At 66.5% G+C, this 16603-nt stretch carries 19 protein-coding genes and 1 other RNA gene; 6 read left to right on the forward strand and 14 right to left on the reverse strand.

The genetic code is table 11. The annotated features are described in order from the left end of the window. Positions 1 to 113: 113 nt before the first annotated feature. The 6 genes from GGR73_RS01815 to GGR73_RS01840 all read right to left on the reverse strand — a co-directional run bounded on the left by GGR73_RS01815 (position 114) and on the right by GGR73_RS01840 (position 5161). Positions 114 to 479 (reverse strand): hypothetical protein, encoded by a 366-nt coding sequence (locus tag GGR73_RS01815; protein WP_102583635.1) that lies wholly within the window; start codon positions 477 to 479, stop codon positions 114 to 116. Then, positions 476 to 1033, reverse strand: a complete 558-nt coding sequence (locus GGR73_RS01820) for a bactofilin family protein (RefSeq protein WP_046342118.1) — start codon at positions 1031 to 1033, stop codon at positions 476 to 478. The genes GGR73_RS01815 and GGR73_RS01820 overlap by 4 nt, the downstream gene beginning before the upstream one ends. A gap of 96 nt (positions 1034 to 1129) precedes the next feature. Then, the gene (locus tag GGR73_RS01825) at positions 1130 to 2839 is read right to left on the reverse strand and encodes a diguanylate cyclase (RefSeq protein ID WP_184455393.1); all 1710 of its coding nucleotides are present in this window, start codon (positions 2837 to 2839) and stop codon (positions 1130 to 1132) included. Positions 2840 to 2955: 116 nt separating this feature from the next. Continuing rightward, positions 2956 to 3282 carry a hypothetical protein gene (locus GGR73_RS01830; RefSeq protein ID WP_184455396.1) on the reverse strand — a complete coding sequence of 109 codons (327 nt, stop codon included), beginning with the start codon at positions 3280 to 3282 and terminating at the stop codon, positions 2956 to 2958. 239 nt (positions 3283 to 3521) lie between these two features. Then, entirely contained in the window at positions 3522 to 3863 is a 342-nt protein-coding gene (locus GGR73_RS01835) for a hypothetical protein (protein WP_016904096.1), read from the reverse strand. Positions 3864 to 3985: 122 nt separating this feature from the next. After that, complete coding sequence (locus GGR73_RS01840) at positions 3986 to 5161, reverse strand: thiolase family protein (RefSeq protein ID WP_047125720.1); 1176 nt, start codon at positions 5159 to 5161, stop codon at positions 3986 to 3988. A gap of 186 nt (positions 5162 to 5347) precedes the next feature. Between GGR73_RS01840 and GGR73_RS01845 the strand changes: the two genes are divergently transcribed. After that, positions 5348 to 8203 carry an autotransporter serine protease gene (locus GGR73_RS01845; RefSeq protein ID WP_184455398.1) on the forward strand — a complete coding sequence of 952 codons (2856 nt, stop codon included), beginning with the start codon at positions 5348 to 5350 and terminating at the stop codon, positions 8201 to 8203. A 55-nt stretch (positions 8204 to 8258) separates the two neighbouring features. On the opposite strand, the gene GGR73_RS01850 is transcribed toward GGR73_RS01845, so the two are convergent. The 3 genes from GGR73_RS01850 to GGR73_RS01860 form a co-directional block, all read right to left on the reverse strand. Continuing rightward, a complete protein-coding gene (locus tag GGR73_RS01850) occupies positions 8259 to 9359 on the reverse strand; it encodes a Glu/Leu/Phe/Val dehydrogenase dimerization domain-containing protein (RefSeq protein ID WP_024938010.1) in 1101 nt (366 codons plus the stop codon). Between the two features lie 155 nt (positions 9360 to 9514). Further along, the gene (locus GGR73_RS01855) at positions 9515 to 10765 is read right to left on the reverse strand and encodes a 2OG-Fe(II) oxygenase (protein WP_184455399.1); all 1251 of its coding nucleotides are present in this window, start codon (positions 10763 to 10765) and stop codon (positions 9515 to 9517) included. Between the two features lie 183 nt (positions 10766 to 10948). After that, positions 10949 to 11476 (reverse strand): M48 family metallopeptidase, encoded by a 528-nt coding sequence (locus GGR73_RS01860; protein WP_184455401.1) that lies wholly within the window; start codon positions 11474 to 11476, stop codon positions 10949 to 10951. A gap of 175 nt (positions 11477 to 11651) precedes the next feature. Between GGR73_RS01860 and GGR73_RS01865 the strand changes: the two genes are divergently transcribed. Continuing rightward, the gene (locus GGR73_RS01865; RefSeq protein ID WP_003489471.1) at positions 11652 to 11825 is read left to right on the forward strand and encodes a DUF1328 domain-containing protein; all 174 of its coding nucleotides are present in this window, start codon (positions 11652 to 11654) and stop codon (positions 11823 to 11825) included. A 173-nt stretch (positions 11826 to 11998) separates the two neighbouring features. On the opposite strand, the gene GGR73_RS01870 is transcribed toward GGR73_RS01865, so the two are convergent. Further along, complete coding sequence (locus GGR73_RS01870; protein WP_016904102.1) at positions 11999 to 12253, reverse strand: DUF2789 domain-containing protein; 255 nt, start codon at positions 12251 to 12253, stop codon at positions 11999 to 12001. Positions 12254 to 12384: 131 nt separating this feature from the next. On the opposite strand from GGR73_RS01870, the gene GGR73_RS01875 reads away from it, so the two are divergent. After that, the gene (locus GGR73_RS01875; RefSeq protein WP_024938007.1) at positions 12385 to 12651 is read left to right on the forward strand and encodes a DksA/TraR family C4-type zinc finger protein; all 267 of its coding nucleotides are present in this window, start codon (positions 12385 to 12387) and stop codon (positions 12649 to 12651) included. Between the two features lie 157 nt (positions 12652 to 12808). Here the strand turns inward: GGR73_RS01875 and GGR73_RS01880 are convergent, their stop codons facing one another. The 3 genes from GGR73_RS01880 to GGR73_RS01890 form a co-directional block, all read right to left on the reverse strand. Beyond that, complete coding sequence (locus tag GGR73_RS01880; protein ID WP_184455403.1) at positions 12809 to 13402, reverse strand: mechanosensitive ion channel domain-containing protein; 594 nt, start codon at positions 13400 to 13402, stop codon at positions 12809 to 12811. 234 nt (positions 13403 to 13636) lie between these two features. Beyond that, entirely contained in the window at positions 13637 to 13885 is a 249-nt protein-coding gene (locus tag GGR73_RS01885; protein WP_184455405.1) for a hypothetical protein, read from the reverse strand. Positions 13886 to 14008: 123 nt separating this feature from the next. Continuing rightward, a non-coding RNA gene (locus tag GGR73_RS01890) (sX9 sRNA) lies at positions 14009 to 14084 on the reverse strand. Positions 14085 to 14214: 130 nt separating this feature from the next. Between GGR73_RS01890 and GGR73_RS01895 the strand changes: the two genes are divergently transcribed. The 3 genes from GGR73_RS01895 to GGR73_RS01905 are packed head-to-tail and all read left to right on the forward strand — an operon-like array spanning position 14215 to position 16240. Continuing rightward, positions 14215 to 14802, forward strand: a complete 588-nt coding sequence (locus tag GGR73_RS01895) for a sigma-70 family RNA polymerase sigma factor (protein ID WP_184455407.1) — start codon at positions 14215 to 14217, stop codon at positions 14800 to 14802. Next, entirely contained in the window at positions 14799 to 15344 is a 546-nt protein-coding gene (locus GGR73_RS01900; protein ID WP_184455409.1) for a hypothetical protein, read from the forward strand. Before GGR73_RS01895 ends, GGR73_RS01900 begins: the two co-directional genes overlap by 4 nt. An 11-nt stretch (positions 15345 to 15355) precedes the next feature. After that, on the forward strand, positions 15356 to 16240 hold the full coding sequence (locus GGR73_RS01905; RefSeq protein ID WP_184455411.1) for a DUF4097 family beta strand repeat-containing protein: 885 nt from the start codon (positions 15356 to 15358) through the stop codon (positions 16238 to 16240). 86 nt (positions 16241 to 16326) lie between these two features. On the opposite strand, the gene GGR73_RS01910 is transcribed toward GGR73_RS01905, so the two are convergent. After that, positions 16327 to 16512 (reverse strand): hypothetical protein, encoded by a 186-nt coding sequence (locus GGR73_RS01910; RefSeq protein WP_010366034.1) that lies wholly within the window; start codon positions 16510 to 16512, stop codon positions 16327 to 16329. Positions 16513 to 16603: the final 91 nt, after the last annotated feature.

Genomic DNA, 16603 nt, shown 5'->3' on the forward strand with positions numbered 1-16603 from the left:
CGCACCATTGCGCATCGGAATAATCAGTCAAGACTCGGAAATCGAACACCCACGCAGGCGCTGGCCCGCATCATCCGCCGCGATTCCCGATTCCCGATTCCCCGCCCCAACAGCTAATGCCGCGACCGCCGCCCAGGCGAACGCACTGCAGTCGCCTCCACCGCCAGCGTGAAGCCGCGCTCCTCGCCGGCCTGCATTGCGCCGACATCCACGACCTGGCGCCGAATCTCCTCGCCCTTGCCGTTACGCACCACCACCACCACGGTGTATTCCCATGGGTCGCCATCGGCGGGATGGCGAATGGTGCCGTCGACCTTGAGCGGCACGATCGGTGCCGGCTGTGCGTGCTGCGCCGCCGCCGAGTCGAAGCGCAGGTGGTGCTTGCACGCAGGGCAGACGCTGGCGCTTTCCAGGATCGTCGCCTTGCAGTGCGGGCAGCTGCGCGTGGCACCGGGCGTGCCCGGGCGGGGCGCACTCATGTGCCGTCGCTGTCTCCGCTGACGACCGGCTTGGCCGCAACGACCGGTTTGCCGGTGTCCTCGCCCCAGCCGAAATCGGCCTGGCCGCGCATGCGCGCACCCGAGGCCACGGTCAGGCTGCCGGCCTTGACGTCGCCGACCAGCACGCCGGAGGTCTGCAGCTCCACCTGCGCGGCCGATTCGATATTGCCCTCCAGCTCTCCGGCGATGATCACCTTGTTGGCGCGCACGCCGCCGTTGAGCTTGGCGCCGCGCTCGATGGTCAGATCGCCCTTGACGTTCACATCGCCCTTGAAGCGGCCGGCCAGACGCACGTGACCGGCGCCCTCGATCTTGCCTTCGATGCTGATGTCGGCGGCGATCAGCGATTCCTTGGCCTCGCTCTGGCGCTGCGGTGTGGCCGCGGCGGGTGTGGCGCTCGGTGGCGCGGCAGCGGGTACTGGCGGTGCCGGGCTGGCCTCGGCAGTGAACAGCCGCCCATCGGCAGCCGGGACCTCAGGGGCTGCGGGAACGCCGTCTTTCTTGTTGGGACCTTGATCGCGCCACATCGACATCGGACTGTCTCGCTCGGGGGTCAAAACCGACTATCGCCGCGCGGACCGATCTTTTGTGTGACGGGTTACGCAAACCAGCACCGATGGCGCGCGTGCTCAGTCCACTGCGGGCGTGGCGGCGCCATGTCGCTCGACCCGGTTACGACCGCCGTGCTTGGCGACATACAGGGCCGCATCGGCCTTCTGGATCAGGCTGGCCCCCAGTTCGCCATCGACCGGGAAGCTGGCCACGCCGATCGAGGCCGTCACCCGCGGCAACGAACGCGGGCCGTCGCTGACTGCCAGGGCCGCGATGTGGCCGCGAATGTCCTCGGCCACGCGCAGCGCCTCGACGCCATCGGCCTCGGGAAGAATCACCGTGAACTCTTCGCCGCCGTAGCGGCAGGCGACGTCTTCGGCACGCAGCCGGGTCAGCAGCAACTCGCCCAGCGCCGCCAGCAGCAGATCGCCGCCGGCGTGGCCCTGGCTGTCGTTGAATTGCTTGAAGTGGTCCACGTCCAGCATCAGCACCGACAACGGCAGGCCGCGGCGTGCGCAGCGCGCCAGTTCGTGGCTGAGCGATTCTTCCAGATAGCGGCGGTTGTACAGTCCGGTCAGCGGGTCGCGAATCGACTGCCGGCGCAGCGATTCGCGCAGGCGCAGATTGCTCAGCGCCAGCGACAGCTGTTCGGCGGCCGCCTCGGCGATTTCCAGGCGGGGCATCGGCCCCGGACCCGGCGAAGACAGGAACAGGAAGCCGAGCTGGGTGCCTTGCGCGGACATCGGCAGGCATGCGGTGGTGACTGCGCTGCCGGGCTCGGGCGTACCGATATGCGCGCACAGCGCATCCCGGCCCAGGTCGTCGACGATGTGCGGTTGTCCACGGCGCAGCGCCCAGCACTCTTCAGGCAACAGATGTGGCGCGCTGTGCACCAGCGGCTCGCCCCAATGGCTGATCGCCTCGGCGCGATCCTGCGAGGCACGCAGCAGATACACGCTTCCGGCAACGCCCGGCAGCAGGCTGGCCAGGGTGCGGCTGCTCACCATCAGCGCCTCTTCTGCGCTGATGCAGCTTTGCAACAGGCCGGTATAGCGGCTGAGCAGATTGAGATCGGCGGTACTGCGTTGTAGCGCAACGACGCTGTCGCCCAACTCGCGATTGGCCTGCGCTGCCAGTTTCTCGGCCTGCGAGCGATGCCGCAGTTCGCGCATCAGCAAGGCATAGACGGTACCGACCACCGCCAGCCCGAACGGGATGCCGGCCAGTGCCAGCACCAGCAGCAAGGCCGCACTTTGTCGGCTGCTTTCGGCGCGCTGGGTCAGCAGCTCCTGCTCGCGTTGCACCATGGTCAGCGCCTGCTCGCGGATCGCGCTGGTGGTGCGGAAGGCGGTCTGCCGGATGCCCGCGCGGGCCGGCTCCAGGCCCTGCTGCGCGTACACGTCGAGCACGTGCTGGATCTGCTGCAGGCGCGTTTCCACCAGTCGCTGCAAGGTGTCCAGGTGCTGCACCTGGTCGGGATTGTCGTCAATCAGGCGACGCAGGTTATCGAGCAGGATCGGCAAACGCTCGACGCTGGTCTGATAGTCGAGCAGATAGGCATCGTTGCCGGTGAGCAGAAAGCCGCGCTGCGCCGATTCGGCATCCAGTACGCGCGCCTGGATCTCGTCGACCCGGCCAATCACTTCATGCGTATGCGAGACGAGTGCTGCATCGGCCAACGAGCGACGGGCACCGACAAAGATGCCGATACCGATGGCGATGAAGATCAGGGCAGAGAACGCCAGCGCCAGCTGGTTGCGGCGGCGCGCAGTAAAAGAGGAGGGCATGGACGAATGCTAGCCTGCCAGCCTCGACAACACGAGGTCGCCGTTGGCGGGAAACAAGCGCGCCGGCCCAATTTGGCCGGCGCGTTCGCAAACTGCTGATACGGTCACACGGTCAATCAATGCTGCTGATGTTCGGCGTCGTGCCTGTCGGCGTTCTGCTCGGCCTTGTTGGCCATCTCGCGGGTCTTGTCGGCAGTGGCGTCTGCGGCATTGGCGGTTGCGCGGCTCGCATCGGCGGCCAGTTCGCGTGCAGCCACGCGTGCATCGGCGGTGGCGGCCTTGGCCTGCACGGCGGCGCGATCGGCAGCTTGTTCGGTCGCGGCTGCGGCGTGCTTGGCAGCGGAGGCGGCATCGCGTTGCGCCTGCTCGGCGTCAGGGCCCTGGCAAGCGGCGAGGGTGAGAGCGGCGATGGCGCTCAGCGACAGCATGCGGATCGTCTTCATGGGTGGTCCTGTTCCTGTTCCGGTGTTGGAAGAGCGAGCTTATGCACGGGCCGATGCAGCCGGCGTCAATGCGCGGCCGGCCATTCAGCCAACGGGCGGCATGCACCGTGCACGTCGCGACAGGGAGCCGCTCCGGTGCAGGAACGGCAACGCTGGCCAGGCGCCTATAAATCGCGGGCAAAGAAAAAGCCGCTGGAAACCAGCGGCTTTTTCCGAACTCGCTTGGAGCTAAGAAGTGATTACTTCTTGGCTTCTTCGGCGGTGTCCTTAGCAGCTTCGGCGGTGTTTTCAGCCGTCTTGGCAGCGTCGGCAGCCTGCTCAGCAGCAGCGTCGGTGGCGGCGCCGGAAGCAGCCTGGGCAGCGTCAGCAGCGGTGTCAGCCGAAGCAGCGGCGGTGTTGGCAGCAGCCTGAGCGGCGTCAGCCGACTGCGAGCCCGAGGCAGCAGCCTGGTCAGCAGCGGTCTGAGCGTCGGCAGCAGCTTCGTTAGCCGAAGCAGCAGCGTCCTGAGCCTGTTCCGGCTTCGAGCAAGCGGTCAGGGCCAGGCCCAGAGCCATTGCGATCAGCAGCTTGTTAATGGTCATTGTTTCAATCCTCGTCGTTAGATTAGGCAACGCGCTGTTGCGCGCCCCCGACATGATGACGGTCCAAAGACCAGTGTCAAGCGTGCGCGCATTCAGTTTTGCAAAATCGCCGTTAAAAACAATTAAATCAATTCGATAGCGATGGCAGTCGCCTCACCGCCGCCGATGCACAGGGTCGCGATTCCGCGCTTGCCACCGCGCGTGCGCAACGCATTCACCAATGTCACCACCAGGCGGGCACCGGATGCGCCGATCGGATGCCCCAAAGCGCAGGCACCGCCGTTGACGTTGACCTTGTCGTGCGAAATGCCCAGCTCGGCGATCGGCGTCATCGCCACCACCGCGAATGCTTCGTTGATTTCGAACAGATCCACCTCATCCAGTTGCCAGCCGATCTTGCCGATCAACTTCTGGATGGCAGCGACTGGCGCAGTGGTGAACCACTCAGGTTCCTGCGAGTGGGTGACATGCCCCACGATGCGCGCCAACGGTGCGATGCCACGCCGCTGCGCCTCGTCTGCGCCCATCAGCACGGTGATCGCCGCGCCATCGGAGATACTCGACGAGCTGGCGGCGGTGACGCTGCCGTCCTTCTTGAAGGCCGGCTTCAGGGTCGGGATCTTGGCGATGTCGGATTTGCCAGGTTGCTCGTCGCTGTCGACGACCACCTCGCCCTTGCGTGTGGCCACGGTGACCGGAACGATTTCATCGGCGAACGCGCCGCTGCGCTGGGCAGCCTGCGCGCGTTCGACCGAGGCGATCGCAAACGCATCCTGATCGGCGCGGCTGAAACCGAACTTCTCGGCGGTGGCCTCGCCGAACACGCCCATCGCCTGGCCGTCGTAAGGGTTGGTCAGACCATCCCAGGCCATGTGGTCGACCGCCTGGAAGTTGCCGTAGCGGTTGCCGGTGCGCGAATTGGGCAGCAGATGCGGCGCATTGCTCATCGACTCCATGCCGCCGGCGACCACGATGCTGGCCGAGCCTGCCTTGATCAGATCGTGTCCGAACATGATCGCCTTCATGCCCGAGCCGCACACCTTGTTGATGGTGGTGGCGCCGGTGGAGGTGGGGATGCCTGCGGCAATCGCCGCCTGACGTGCGGGCGCCTGGCCCAGGTTGGCCGGCAGGACGCAGCCAACGATGACTTCTGAAATGTCGGCCGGCGCGACGCCGGACTGCGCCAGCGCGCCGCGGATCGCAGTGGCGGCGAGCGTCGGCGCCGGCACACCGTTGAATTGACCAAGGAACGAGCCGATGGCAGTGCGTTTGGCAGCAACGATGACGATGTCGGACATAAAGGAGATACCGTTTAAAGTGAAACGATTATCTGCCTCATGCTCGGTTCGCGCCAGCACGCCCCCCGGCGCTGCGACATTCGCTACGCAATCAGCTGCGACAGCCGTGTGAGGATGCAGTATAAAGACGGCGTTCGGGCCCGGGATTGGGCCCTATCCATGGAATGGGTTCGGGGAGAGCATCAAATGAACAAGATAGACGTCGCCAGGACTGTCCTGGCCTCGGCGTTGGCCGTGGCGTTGACCGCGTGTGGCGGCGGTGGTGGGGGCGGTGGTATCCGTCCGAGTACACCGACGGCACCGCCACCGACGTCGCCACCGCCGCCACCGCCGCCGACTTCACCGCCACCGCCACCACCTCCGCCGCCGGTGGTGGCACCGCCGACGACCCCGGAACCCGCATTCGACGCGCATCTGGCGCTGACCAACGCACGCGCTGCGCAGGCATTGGGGTTCACCGGTGCGGGCTATCGCATCGGCGTGATCGATACCGGCATCAATTCCAATCATCCGGCCTTGCAGGGGCGGGTCAGCAACAGCTTCATCTATGTGGATCCGCGTACCAACAACGTCGCTGCGGGCGATGTGGTGGGCCACGGCACGGTGGTCGCGCAGCTGGCAGCCGGGCGCGCAGTGGGCCAGTGGCCGGGCGGCATCGCCAGCGGCGCCGGCCTGGTGTCGGCACGCATCATCAGCGACGAAGCGCCGGACGATGACGGCAGCGGTCAGGGCAACGAAGTCGATGGCCCGCTTGGCCTGGGTCCGGTGCATGCCGATCTGATCAGTGCCGGCGTGCGCATCATGAACAATTCCTGGGGCGGGCTGTATTGGAACGACCCGGCGGTGACCAACCAGATTGCGCAGGAATACCGGCCGTTCGTCATCGGCAACGATGGGTTGGTGGTGTTCGCGTCGGGTAACGAATCGCGAGCGCAACCCTCCGATACCGCCGCGCTGCCCAGCCAGCTGGGCCCGAATGGCACGCTGCCTGCCGCCGATCTGGAACGCGGCTGGCTGGTCGTTGCTGCGCTGGATACCGCCAATCCCACGCAGCTGGCCTCGTACTCCAATGCCTGTGGCGTGGCGATGCGCTATTGCCTGGTGGCACCGGGCACCTCGATGTTCCTCGACCCCGATGCGACCGCCAGCAATATCCGCTACTTCTACGGCAGCGGCACCTCGTTTGCGGCGCCGTTGGTCTCCGGTGCGGCTGCGCTGGTGTGGCAGGCGTTTCCGTACTTCAGCAACGATCTGGTGCGGCAGACGCTATTGGGAACGGCCACCGATCTGGGTGCGGCCGGCGTCGACCCGACCTTCGGCTACGGCCTGCTCAATGTCGGCAAGGCGGTGCTGGGGCCGGCGCGCTTTGATTGGGGCACGGTGGATGTCACCGTCAACACCTTGCGTTCCACCTGGGCCAACGACATCAGTGGCACGGGTGGTCTGACCAAACGCGGCACCGGTACGCTGGTGTTGAGCAGTGGCGCCAATACGTTCAACGGCGACACCCAGGTGCTGGGCGGCACCTTGCAGACGGCCAGTCTGCAGAGTGCGCGCGTTGGTATCGCCAATGGTGCGACGTTGATCGGTGCGGGCAGGATCGGCGGACGCGTCGATAACGCCGGCACCCTGCAGGTCAACAGTGCGACGCTGTCGATCGCGGGCAACTACACGCAGGCCAGCAACGGTCGCCTTGCGTTGAACGTGGGCGATCGGGTGAACGTGACCGGGACCGCGACGATTGCAGGTGATCTGCAAGTGCTCGGCCGCCGCGATTACGTGGTCGACAACGCGACCTACACGCTGTTGCAGGCCAGCAGCGGATTGCAGGGCACGTTCGACACGCTCAGCCGCGGCGCGGCCGTGACCTTCCTGGATGCCTCGCTGACGTACGACAGCAATACGGCTTACCTTGCCTTGCGCAGCTTGAATGCCACCGCCGTCGCCGCCACGCTGGGTATGACCGGCACGGCAGCGATGGATTCGGCAATCCGCGTCGAGCAGGCGTTCCAGCAGGTGGATGCGCAGCAACTGCAGGGCACTGGCGGCATCACTAGCGGGTTCATCCGCGCTGCAGCGGCGTTGCAGCAGTCGCCGGATGCCAAGGCTGCCGCCGATTCGCTGCGCAGTCTGTCCGGCCGCGCGCATGCCGAGTCGGCAGCGATGACCTTCGACACCATCGATCTGGGGCGGCGTGCGTTGGCCTCGCATTTCGACGGCTTGTCGCAGCAGCCGCGCATGCTGGGCGTCTGGCAACGTGCGCTCGGTGGGCCGGGCGAGGGTGGCGTGACCACTGCGGGATTCGCCACCTCCGGCTGGATGATGGGCAACGACCTGCGCCTGGCGTCGGGCGCAGTCACTGGCTTTGCCTTCGGCGAAACGCGCTCCAACAGCCTGGGCGATCTGGACGGTGCACGCGGGCGCGATCGGCAGGTGCAGGGGCAGTTGTACTGGGGTACCACGCTGGGGTCTGCGTACACGCTGAGTCAGTTGGGTTTCGGCAACGTCAACCGGCAGATCGAGCGCAGCCTGCAGTTGGGCGAAGACCGCAGCAGTGCCTTCAGCGACTACAGCGGCAGTTACCTCAGCGGCAACCTGGAAACCGGGTATCGCCTGGGTGGCGCGCGCGCCAGCCTGACACCCTACATGGGGCTGGATTACGTGCGTCTGCGCAGCGAAGGATTCCGCGAAAGCGGTGGCGACGGCTTCGGCTTGCGTGCCGATGCCAGCACCTCCTCGCGCACCCAGGTGCTGGCCGGCGTGCGTTCGTCCTATCGCTGGCGCGGCGTGCAGCTCGGCGGTTATGCCGAATGGCAGCAGGCGTTGAGCAGCGAAGGCCTGACGCTGGATGCCAGCTTCATCGGCGTGAACGCATGGGCGCCGTTGCGCGGCATGCAGCCGGCGCGCTCGGGTGGTCTGTTCGGCATCACCGCGGCCGCGCCGTTGGGGCCGCAGAGCCAGTTGCGTTTCGGCTACGACCAGCGGGTGGGCGAGCGCGGGGACGATCGCGCGCTGAGCCTGCGTTACAGCGCCGATTTCTGATCGGCGCGCCTGATCGGTGGTTCATCTGTCCAGGCAAGATGCCTGGACAGGTGGGTCACTCGCCGCGCAGCTTGTGCAGGAAGCGCGGTGCGGTGCGGCCCAGCGGCAGTTTGAGCTTGCTGATGGCCTCGATACGCGCCTCGGCAATCTGGTCGGCCGCCTGCTGCGGCGCGACACCCAGCCGGGAGGACAGGTCGAAGACCTTTTCCAGGTTGTGATAGATGCTGCGGATTAGCCGCATCGCGCGTTCGCGGTTGTAGCCGTCGATCTCCAGCGACACGTTCATTACGCCACCGGCATTGACCACGTAATCGGGCGCATACAGGATGCCGCGCTTGTGCAGCTCTTCGCCGATGGCGGCGCTGGCGAGCTGGTTGTTGGCAGTGCCGCAGATGATCTTGGCCTTCAGCCGCGGCAGCGTGTCTTCGTTGATCGCGCCTTCCAGTGCGCAGGGTGCGAATACATCGGCCGGCACCTGGTAGATCTCCTCGATGCTGACCGCTTCGGCACCGTATTCGGCCACCGCGCGATCCACCAGCGCCGGGTTCAGATCGGCCACATAGAGTTTGGCGCCGCGTTCCTTGAGCAGCTTCACCAGCTCCATGCCGATGTGGCCCAGGCCCTGGATCGCAATGCTGGTCTTGCCGACTTCCTCGTGGCCGAGCCTGCGATTGAGCGAGGCCATCAGCGCCTGCAACGCACCGTAGGCGGTGAACGGGGCGGGGTCGCCGGAGCCGCGATGCACCTGGTGCACGCCGGTGACGTACTCGCTCTCCAGGTAGATCTGTTCCATGTCGTTGACGTCGGTGCCGACGTCTTCGGAGGTGATGTAGCGCCCGCCCAGGGTGTCGACAAAACGGCCGAATGCGCGGAACAGCGCCTCGCTCTTGTCACTCTTTGGGTCGCCGATGATCACCGCCTTGCCGCCGCCGACATTCAATCCCGCCAGCGCGTTCTTGTAGGTCATGGTGCGGCTGAGCCGCAGCGCATCGTCCAGCGCCGCCTCGCTATTGGGGTAGGGGCGCATGCGCACGCCACCCAGCGCGGGCCCGAGACGGGTGCTGTGCAGCGCGATGATCGCTTTCAGGCCGGCGTCGCGGTTGTGACAGAAAATCACCTGCTCGTGGCCGGTGGTGTCGAGGGTTTCGAAAAGCATCGAAGGCTCCGCGGGGCTGCGTGATGTGCCTTCCCTGAGGCCGGGCCGGAACCCGTGCAATGGGAAACAAAAACGCGACGTCTGCAGACCCTGTCCGATCACGTCGCGCTGCAACATTTTAAACCACGTCGGCGGGGGCTAGTGTATGAATCTGTTCACCAATGCCGATAGCGCTGCTGCCGGAACCACAGCGTTCCCAGCCATTTGCTCCCTGCGCTGACCGGCAGGCCGGCGTGCAGCGAGTCGGGGTCGGGGCGGCCATCGGCATGCAGATTGTCGAAGCACACCACCGACCCGGCACGTGGACGCACGCGCACGCCCGCGACCGGGAAGTCGGTGTCGCCCCCCGCGTCGACGTCGTTGAGGTAGACGCAGGCGGTGCGCAGGCGATTGCCGGCAGTGGGGCGGTCAGCGGCGATCGTGCCGGGCGGCAGGTAGTCGCGATGCGCGTGGTACTGCTCACCCGGCGCGTAGCACAGCACCGACAGCGCTTCGGCATGGGTCAGCGGCAGCTGCGCACAGGCCGCCACGCGCGCCTGTGCCGCACGCGCGGCAAAGTCTTCGAGGATGGGGTCCAGGGTGGCGCCGCGGCTGGTGCGGATCGGCGCGCGGCGCGTGCGCGCATCGTCGGGGTCGACCACCTCGGAGGCGCGCAGATGCGGCCGCGCCAGCAACATCAACAGGCGGCACTCGTCGGCAGACAGCACGCCGCAGACTTCTTCGATCATGGGCGCGTCGTGGCGGCGCGTTGCGACATGTCGGGCAGCGAAACGGATGCGGAGGTCGTCGCCGAGCGGATCCGGCGGCGTGATCTGCACGGACGGCGCCGCGGCAATACCCAGCGGCTGCAATTGCCGCAGCAGCTGCGCCGCGGCGTCGGGTTGTGGCCGGACGCCTTCGCCACGTAGCAGGCGCTCGGCCAGTAGCGCGGCAGCCAGTGCGTCACCGGCTGCGGCGGCGCGCTCCAGCAAGGCAACGCAGCTGCGTTGCTGCGCGGGGTGATCGATCCGGCCGTGCTGGATGGCCAGCGCGCGCAGCGCAGGCGGGTAGTTGGCTGCGGCCGCTGCATGCAAGCGGGATTGCGCCTGCGTGTCGAGCATCAACGGGGCGTCGGTGATGGCCACCGTCGCCAACAGATAGCGCGCTGCCGCAACATCCTGGCGCTCGGCGTGTTGCCAGTGCTCCTGCGCACGGGCCAGGTCCACCTCGCAACCCACACCGTAGGCCAGCATGCGGCCGGCTTCGATCTGCGCGCCGGCATCGCCTGCGGCCGCACTGCGCGTGTACCACGCCAGCGCCTGCTCGGGCTGCCCGGTGCGCACCAATGCATGTGCCAGCGCCGTCATTGCTGCGGGGTGGGCGGTCTGCGCGGCCTGGGTGAGCTGCTGGATGGACGGTGCCTGCATGGAGGCATTCTAGGAGAGGCCGGCAACCCTGTCGTGCCTGATCCCAGGCGGGCGCCGCTGCGGCCCGCGTAGGTCGATGGCGGTCTCGCCGAGATCAATGCAGGTCGTGCGTCCCCGGCGGGCGACCGGTGGCCATGGACCGGTGGTCGCAGCGATGGGCTGCCTCGTCTAGCCGGTGCGCGATCACGCGTCCGTGGACAGCGCCAGGTGGGTCAGATACAGGCGCAGGTCGAACTCCAGTTGGTGGTAGTCCGGGTTCATGTGGTTGCACAGCTGGTAGAAGGCCTTGTTGTGATCGGCCTCCTTCAGATGCGCCAGCTCGTGGGCGACGATCATCTGCAGGAACGGTTCGGGCGCATCGCGGAAGATCGAGGCAATGCGGATCTCGCGGCTGGCCTTGAGCCGGCTGCCGTGGACGCGCGAGATCGCCGTATGCGTGCCCAGCGCATGCTTCACCACCTGCAGATGGTTGTCATAGAGCGCCTTGTGTAGGGTGGGCGAGGAGCGCATGTAGCGCTCCTTCATGGCCTTGACGTAGTCGTACAACTGCCGGTCGGTGCGGATGCTGTGGCGATCCGGGTAGCGGCGTGCCAGCACCAGGGCGAGCTTGTCCTGCGCGATCAGCTCGCGCACCTGATCCAGGACGGCAGGCGGGTAACCGGCGAGATAGCGAAGAGTGTCCATGCCAATCGATTGCTGCGAGCTGCGCATGATCGCCGATGCAGGCGCTGCTGGCGAATCTGCACCCGCGAATGTGGCGTCGTGTGTCAGGCGTATTCACGAATGCGGCACATCCGGATGCGTAGCGTGCAGCGCATGTTTTGCGGCACGACTGCGCAAGCACACGACTGAACACGGCACCGTGCCGGATGAGGAGACAACAAACATGATCAAGTGGGCCATTATTTTCGCCATCATCGGACTGATTGCCGGTGCACTCGGGTTTGGCGGCATGGCGGGCGCTGCAATGGGGATTGCCAAGTTCCTGTTCTGGGCCGGCATCATCATCGCCATCGTGCTGTTCGTGCTCGGCATGACGATCGCCAAAAAGGTGACCTGACGCCCGAGGCGTGCATCGGTATGCGGTTCGCATGCCGGCTACATCGCCCGGAGTGCAAAGGAGCGGCCAGTGGCCGCTCCTTTTTTTATTCCTGCAAGCTGATCAACCAAGAAAACGACAAGCCGGCCGCGAGCGAGGTCTAGCGCAGGACACTCGCCGCGCTCTTGCGCGGATCAGACGCCGGTGTCGTCGGCAGTGGTGTGCAGGGCGATGTTGAGTTGGTCGATGGTCACGATCCAGTCGGCATCGTCGAGGCGCTCTTCACGCAGCAGCTGCGCCTGCGCCGGTGTCCAGAAGGGCGCTTCCTCCAGGCGCATGTCGCCCGGCAGCGGAGAGTGTTCGTCGATGAAGCTGCGGATGCTGACCTCATCCGACGGCAGGCCCAACTGGGCGAATAATTCGGAGAACGGGTGGACGTGTTGTTCCATTGCGACTTCCTCGAAGAGTGCGAATGGGCGGATGCTAAAGCACCTGATTTGAGCGCGCTGTGCACGTCCGGCTTGGATTTGCCCGGGCGCATGCCCATATTTGAGTTCTGAGCAGACAAGCCGAGGCGAACATGGCGACCGGATGGGCAGGTGATGGGGCGGTGCAGGACCAGATCGATGCGACCGTCGAGGATGCGATCAAGCGCGCGCGGAGCCAGCTGCATCAGGGTCCGAGCCTGACTCACTGCGAGGAGTGCGATGCACCCATCCCTGAGGCGCGCCGCAAGGCAGTGCCGGGCGTGCACCTGTGCGTGAACTGTCAGCAGGCGCATGACCAGGAGCAGGCGGCGCAAGGCGGCTACAACCGTCGGGGCAGCAAGGACAGCCAGCTGCGTTGATTGCCACGCGGCTTCAGCGCAACCGGCAAACGACTGCGCTTGCCGCCAGGCGGCTGCGGCCATCGCTCTGGTCTACATGCGACATTCGCACGCCGTGTCCTTGCGACGCCCCGACAGAGTCACCGGATAACGGCTGATGACGTCTTGTCCACCGCGCTCAGTTGGCGTTGAAGTGGCTGGTCTCGCGCCAACGGCGCGTGGTGCGCTGGAAGAACAGGCTGTTGGGAACCTGCAGCACGCTGCCGACGTGGTCGCCGGTTTCTTCCAGGGTCGTGTAAATCACGTTGATGTCGATCACCCGGCCCTTCAGGCCCGGCTTGTCGCCGCCTTCCAGCAGTTCGATGTGGTCGTGCAGACGGAACGGGCGCGTGGTGATGATCAGGAAGGTGCAGAAGATATTGGACAGCACGCTCCACGCCGCGAAGAACGCCACCGCACCGACTGCCGCGAATCCGGTGAACGCGGTCCACAAGGTGCCGCTGGAGACGCCCAGCACGTTCAGTACCGTCAGCACCGCGGTGACGGAGATGACGAAGCTGCCCACGCGACGGATGCCGATCATCATTTCCGCCGGCAGGCTGTAGCGCGTACACAGGCGGCGCAGCACTTGCCGCAGCAGCAACCGAACCAGCGCGGCAACGGCGAGGATCAGCACGATCTGAACCGTCAGCACTGCCACGGTCAGCCACTGCGGATTCCAGTGCGGCAGCAGGCTACGGATCATGGTGGGCAAAGCGTCGGACGCGGACATCGGATCGTGCAGGTTCACAGAGAGCGCCCATTGTAACGGGGGCGTCATTGCGCAGCCGGTGCGCGGGGTGAACGCGCGCTCAGCGGCGGCGGCAGCGAGCTTGAGTCAAGGGTGCTGCGATGGATTGCGGTATCACAGCTGTGTGTGGCCGGGGGCGTTCGCTGCCATGCGCATCGATCAAGGCCAACACGGCGATACAGCAGCGACCGAAATTCATGATGACGCTGCAACCGGTCAACGCGTTGAACTGCGGCCATGCGCGGACAATGCGACAACACGCCGCCACAGCTGCTCGGCGCGGCGTACCGGCAACCAGTGCGCCGGTGAGTTCAGCTCGATGCATGACAGCCGCGTCGACGGCAGGTGCAGCAGGCAGGCCTGCAGGCGCGCAGGCGTCAGCGTGAGCTGCACTGCATCCATCGGCAGCGGGGCCGAGCACTGGGTGGAGCACAGGCTCAGCAGGATTCCGAGAACATGCGGCATGGCGACGTCCGATCAGGGGGCCTGCGCCTGGAGCGGCCAACGGCGGTGCTCCCGGCAAACGATGCGGCGCAGGATTGCGCCATCGCAGGCTTGGATGCGGCGAACGGCGAAAGGGTTTAGAACGGTAAAAAAGGAAGCGAGCAGTCGTCGGGTGGGTAAGGACGGCACGCTCTGAACCGAAGTGGCACGACGGGGCCATGCCGATTCCGACCACCGGCCGCGCCCGCCGGGCGGCGGCGCAGTAGGCTGGTCGGTCGCGACTGGAACCGTGCTCGAAAAAACCTGGGCGCGGTTTAAACCTTTGTGCTGCCCGGCGCATCGAAGTGGATATGCTCGACACCTCCATGCCCATCGATGTCTCAGCTTGTGACGGTCCGGCCGGACGCGATGACGCGGCGCTGGCGCGTGCCGCTGCAGGCGGCGATCGCACCGCCTACGAGGCCATCTACCGCCGTCATGCGCCGCGCCTGTATGCGGTGGTGTGGCGGCTATGCGGGGGTAATGCGGCACGTGCCGACGATGTGCTGCAGGAGACCTTCATTGCCGCGTGGAAGGCCTTGCCGCAATTCCGCTTCCAGAGCGCGCTGGGCACCTGGCTGCACCGGCTGGCCGTCAATATGGCCCTGATGGAGCTGCGTGCGCGTTCGCCTGCGGGCGATCAGATGGTGGACGATGCCGATGGCGAGATCCTCGCTGCCATTCCAGGTGTCGCAGCCTGCCAGGCCACCCAGATGGATCTGGAGCGCGCGCTGGAGACGCTGCCGCCGCGTGCACGCGCGGTACTGGTGTTGCACGACATCGAAGGCTGGAAACATCAGGAAATTGCCGACGAACTGCAGATGGCGGTCGGCAGTTCCAAGGCGCAACTGCATCGCGCGCGCGGCCTGCTGCGCGTGCGGCTGGGAGACATTGCATGAATCACGATCCGCTTGATCCGCACGCAACCGATGACGCCGCGTTGTCCGCGCGTCTGCGTGCGTTGCCGCAACAACGTCAGCCACCGGCACAGCTCTGGGAGCGCATCGCGCCCGCACTGACGCCGCACACCAACGTGGTTGCGCTGCAGCCGCGCCGCCAGCGTGCCTGGGCCTGGCCCGCGTTCGGTGTGGCGCTTGCTGCTGCGCTGGCCGTGGTGGCAATCGTGCCAGGGCTCGATCGCTCGACCCAGGCGCCAGCGCCAGCGTCGGCGCCAGCGTCGGCGCGCCCTGGCCTGGTGGCGCAGGCACAGGCAATGGCCGGGCAATACCAGCAGGCCATCGATGCAGTGCCGGTGCAGCAGGTGCCGGCCGATCTGCGCCCGGCGCTGGCCGAGCTGGACCAGAGTGCGCAGGCCATCCACCACGCCATCGCGCAGAGTCCGCGCTCTGCATTCCTGTTGTCGCAGCTGCAACGCACCTATGCCAAGCGCCTGCAGCTGACCCGTCTTGCCGCGCAGGGCGAGACGTCCTTTCCAAGCTGAGGAGCATGCCCATGCGTTACGCCCATCTATCCGTGTTGTTGCTGCTTGCGTTTTGCCCACTGCCGGCGGCAGCGCAGACCACCGTGAAGCAGAGCCATCCGCTGACGCGCGGCGGGCGCGTGGAGCTGGACAACATCGCCGGGCAGATCCGCGTGCGCGGCTGGGACCGCGACGACGTGGCGCTGACCGGCACCCTGGGCGAAGGGCAGCGCCTGGAGGTGGATGAAAGCCCGGACCGGCTGCAGTTCGAGGTGATCTACCCGCGTAACAACCGCAACAGCAGGGGGGCCCAACTGGAGCTGCGGGTTCCGCGCGCGGCGCTGCTGGAGGTGGAGGCGGTGAGTGCCTCGGTGGATGTCGATCAGGTCGATCTGGCGAGGTTGCAGCTCAAGTCGGTCAGCGGCAACGTGGTCGCAGCCGGACGCGCCAGGGAAGCGCAACTGGAAACCGTCAGCGGCGCACTGCGCAGCACGGTGGCCAGCGCACGGCTGAGCCTGGGCACGGTCAGCGGCCAGATCGATGCGCCGGCCGGCGCCAGCGGCGTAGTGTCGGTCGAGTCCGTTTCCGGCCAGATCCGGGTCGGCGCGGGGCAGGTATCGCAGCTGCGCGCCGAGAGCGTGTCCGGCGCAACGGCGCTGACGGTGACCGGTCTGGCGCCGGGCGGCAGCATCGCTGCGGAGAGCGTCAGTGGCACCATCAGCCTGGGTGTGCCGCGCAACGTGTCGGCAGCGCTGCAGGTGGAGGTGTTCAGCGGCGACATCCGTTCGGTGGCCGGGCAGGTGGAGCGGCCGGAGTACGGCCCGGGCAAGAGCCTGAGAACCCGGCTGGGGGCCGGCAATGGCGACATCAAGCTCGAGTCGCATTCCGGCTCGGTGCGCATCGATTACGGCAACTGAGCGGCTGCGCCAACTGTGGCCGGAAACGAACGTGCCACCTTGCGGTGGCACGTCGGTACAACGCTTCGGCTTGCGGGGGGTGACGCTTAGGCGATCTTGTCGCCATCGTTACGCGCAGGGCCGAAGTTGGTGGTGAGCACTTCGATCCGGCCGCCGGTCTTGCGGAACGCGGCGATGTCGGCAGCGATGCGCTCACGACTGAGCGGCTGCGACTTGCCTTCGCTGCGAGCGATGCTGGGCTGGGATTTCTGCTTGGTCGCGGGACGTGCCATGTGGCCTCCTGTAGCGGGGAAGTGCGATGACACCGCGTGCGGCTAGGGTGGCGCGCGCGGAAGCGGTGTCGAGAGGTGCGGTCGCGTTCGG

It is taken from the genome of Xanthomonas sp. F14 (genome assembly GCF_014199865.1).

Bases quoted from the DNA above. Each gene is read 5' to 3' on its own strand.
- GGR73_RS01815 (WP_102583635.1), bottom strand. From the start codon at position 479: ATGAGTGCGCCCCGCCCGGGCACGCCCGGTGCCACGCGCAGCTGCCCG.
- GGR73_RS01895 (WP_184455407.1), top strand. From the start codon at position 14,215: ATGCTCGACACCTCCATGCCCATCGATGTCTCAGCTTGTGACGGTCCG.
- GGR73_RS01910 (WP_010366034.1), bottom strand. From the start codon at position 16,512: ATGGCACGTCCCGCGACCAAGCAGAAATCCCAGCCCAGCATCGCTCGC.
- GGR73_RS01835 (WP_016904096.1), bottom strand. From the start codon at position 3,863: ATGACCATTAACAAGCTGCTGATCGCAATGGCTCTGGGCCTGGCCCTG.
- GGR73_RS01855 (WP_184455399.1), bottom strand. From the start codon at position 10,765: ATGCAGGCACCGTCCATCCAGCAGCTCACCCAGGCCGCGCAGACCGCC.
- GGR73_RS01880 (WP_184455403.1), bottom strand. From the start codon at position 13,402: ATGTCCGCGTCCGACGCTTTGCCCACCATGATCCGTAGCCTGCTGCCG.
- GGR73_RS01900 (WP_184455409.1), top strand. From the start codon at position 14,799: ATGAATCACGATCCGCTTGATCCGCACGCAACCGATGACGCCGCGTTG.
- GGR73_RS01825 (WP_184455393.1), bottom strand. From the start codon at position 2,839: ATGCCCTCCTCTTTTACTGCGCGCCGCCGCAACCAGCTGGCGCTGGCG.
- GGR73_RS01905 (WP_184455411.1), top strand. From the start codon at position 15,356: ATGCGTTACGCCCATCTATCCGTGTTGTTGCTGCTTGCGTTTTGCCCA.
- GGR73_RS01870 (WP_016904102.1), bottom strand. From the start codon at position 12,253: ATGGAACAACACGTCCACCCGTTCTCCGAATTATTCGCCCAGTTGGGC.
- GGR73_RS01865 (WP_003489471.1), top strand. From the start codon at position 11,652: ATGATCAAGTGGGCCATTATTTTCGCCATCATCGGACTGATTGCCGGT.
- GGR73_RS01845 (WP_184455398.1), top strand. From the start codon at position 5,348: ATGAACAAGATAGACGTCGCCAGGACTGTCCTGGCCTCGGCGTTGGCC.
- GGR73_RS01820 (WP_046342118.1), bottom strand. From the start codon at position 1,033: ATGTCGATGTGGCGCGATCAAGGTCCCAACAAGAAAGACGGCGTTCCC.
- GGR73_RS01850 (WP_024938010.1), bottom strand. From the start codon at position 9,359: ATGCTTTTCGAAACCCTCGACACCACCGGCCACGAGCAGGTGATTTTC.
- GGR73_RS01875 (WP_024938007.1), top strand. From the start codon at position 12,385: ATGGCGACCGGATGGGCAGGTGATGGGGCGGTGCAGGACCAGATCGAT.
- GGR73_RS01830 (WP_184455396.1), bottom strand. From the start codon at position 3,282: ATGAAGACGATCCGCATGCTGTCGCTGAGCGCCATCGCCGCTCTCACC.
- GGR73_RS01885 (WP_184455405.1), bottom strand. From the start codon at position 13,885: ATGCCGCATGTTCTCGGAATCCTGCTGAGCCTGTGCTCCACCCAGTGC.
- GGR73_RS01840 (WP_047125720.1), bottom strand. From the start codon at position 5,161: ATGTCCGACATCGTCATCGTTGCTGCCAAACGCACTGCCATCGGCTCG.
- GGR73_RS01860 (WP_184455401.1), bottom strand. From the start codon at position 11,476: ATGCGCAGCTCGCAGCAATCGATTGGCATGGACACTCTTCGCTATCTC.